Genomic DNA, 2,138 nt, shown 5'->3' with positions numbered 1-2,138 from the left:
CGGCCGGGCCGCTCCCCGTGGCCCGGCCGGCCGGGCCGCCGCCCGTTGCCCGGCCCGCCGGGCCGCCGCCCGTTGCCCGGCCCGCCGGGCTGCGCAAGCGGTGGCTGGTCGCGGGGTTGTTCGCGGTGCTCGTCGCGCTCGTCGCCGGGGTGTCGCTCGGCCCGGTGAGCCTGCCCCCGGGCAGCGTCGCCGCCGAGCTGCTCAACCTGTTTCCCGGGGTGCACCTCGACAGCGGGCTGACCGAGCGCGAGATCGCCATCGTCACCGAGCTGCGACTACCCCGGGTGGTGCTGGGCCTGCTCGTCGGCGGCCTGCTCGCTCTCGCCGGTGGTTGCTACCAGGGCGTGTTCCGCAACCCGCTGGCCGACCCGTACCTGCTCGGGGTGGCCGCCGGCGCCGGCCTCGCGGTCACCGCGGCGATCGCCCTCGGCGGCGCCGGCCGGCAGGGCACGCTCTCCGGGCTGCCGATGACCATCCCGTTGGCCGCGTTCGCCGGTTCGCTGCTCGCCGTGACGATGACCTACGTGCTCGGCGCGGCCGGCGGGCGGCGCGGGTCACCGGCGATGCTGATCCTGGCCGGGGTGGCGGTCTCCGCGTTCCTCTCCGCCGGGCAGACGTACCTCCTGCAACGACACGCCGACAGCATCCAGCCGGTCTACTCCTGGCTGCTCGGCCGGCTGGCCACCGCCGGTTGGCACGATGTGCTGCTGGTGCTGCCGTACGCCGCGGTGACCACCGTGGTGGTGCTGCTGCACCGCCGTGAGCTGGACGTCCTCGCGGTCGGCGACGACGAGGCGAGAAGTCTCGGCCTGCACCCGCAGCGCACCCGCTACCTGTTGATCGCCGCCGCCTCCCTGGGCACCGCGGCGGCGGTCTCCGCGACCGGGCTGATCGGCTTCGTCGGCATCATCGTGCCGCACACCGTCCGGCTGCTCGCCGGGTCCAGCTACCGGGTGATCCTGCCGCTGTCACTGCTGTTCGGCGGGGCGTTCCTGGCGCTGACCGACGTGGTGGCCCGCACCGCCGCCGCTCCGGCCGAGGTGCCGATCGGTGTGGTGACCGCCCTGCTGGGCGGGCCGTTCTTCGTCCTCGTGCTGCGGACCGCCCGGCGGGTGCTCACGTGAGCCGCGAACCCACCGCCGGTGCGCCGGCCGTCGAGGTGCGCGGGCTGCATGTCGACCTCGGTGGCACGCCGATCCTGACCGGCGTCGACCTCACCGTCGCCGCCGGCGAGTGGGTCACCGTGATCGGCCCGAACGGCGCCGGCAAATCGACCCTGTTGCGGGCCGTCGGTGGCCTGCTGCCCGCGCCGGGGGCGATCACCCTCTTCGGTACGCCGAGTGCCGCGCTGCGTCGTCGGGACCGCGCCCGGGTGGTGGCCACGGTGGCCCAGTCCCCGGTGGTGCCACCCGGCATGTCGGTGCTGGACTACGTGCTGCTCGGCCGCACCCCGTACATCCCCACCCTGGGCCGCGAGTCGACAGCCGACGTCGACGCCGTGCACGAGGTGCTCGGGCGGCTGGACCTCACCGGCTTCCACCGTCGCGAGCTGGCCACCCTCTCCGGGGGCGAACGACAGCGGGTGTTCCTGGCCCGCGCGCTCGCCCAGGGCGCGACGCTGCTGCTGCTCGACGAGCCCACCAGCGCGCTCGACATCGGGCACCAGCAGGACGTGCTCGAAGTCGTCGACCAGCTTCGCCGCGAGCACGGCCTGACCGTCCTGGCCACGATGCACGACCTCTCCCTGGCCGGTGAGTACGCCGACCGGATGGTGATGCTCGCCGGCGGTCAGGTGGTGGCCGCCGGTACGCCCTCGGAGGTGCTGACCGAGGAACTGCTCGCCACCCACTACCGGGCCAGCGTCCGGGTGGTCGCCGGTGCGCACGGCCCCCTGGTGGTCCCCGTCCGCCCCACCCGCCGGTAGCCGCCCGGCTGCGGCCCTGGGTGCCGAATTGCACCGCAAGATCGTGCTCGAACCTGGAAAGAGTGGTATCCAAGCGTCAGAACACCACTACATCCAGGTTCGAGCACGATCTTGGCGCGGGGCGCGGGGCGCGGGGCGCGGGGCGCGAGGCGCGTGGCGCGTGGCGCGTGGCGCGTGGCGCGAGGCGCGTGGCGCGTGGCGCGGGGCGCGTGGC

General features: G+C 74.9%; 2 protein-coding genes. Both read left to right on the top strand.

Translation table 11 applies throughout. The features are described from left to right. The first annotated feature begins 17 nt into the window (after positions 1–17). On the top strand, positions 18–1,124 hold the full coding sequence (locus tag V6U86_RS33255; RefSeq protein ID WP_334510513.1) for a FecCD family ABC transporter permease: 1,107 nt from the start codon (positions 18–20) through the stop codon (positions 1,122–1,124). Continuing rightward, positions 1,121–1,924: an ABC transporter ATP-binding protein gene (locus V6U86_RS33250; protein ID WP_334510510.1), complete on the top strand. Its 804-nt coding sequence runs from the start codon at positions 1,121–1,123 to the stop codon at positions 1,922–1,924. Before V6U86_RS33255 ends, V6U86_RS33250 begins: the two co-directional genes overlap by 4 nt. The last annotated feature ends 214 nt before the right edge of the window (positions 1,925–2,138 follow it).

Origin of the sequence: Micromonospora sp. CPCC 205558 (assembly GCF_036902955.1) — a bacterium.
Taxonomy (GTDB): Bacteria; Actinomycetota; Actinomycetes; order Mycobacteriales; family Micromonosporaceae; genus Micromonospora.
The sequence above is the reverse complement of the archived record's forward strand: the minus strand, read 5'-3'. Positions and strand labels throughout refer to the sequence as shown.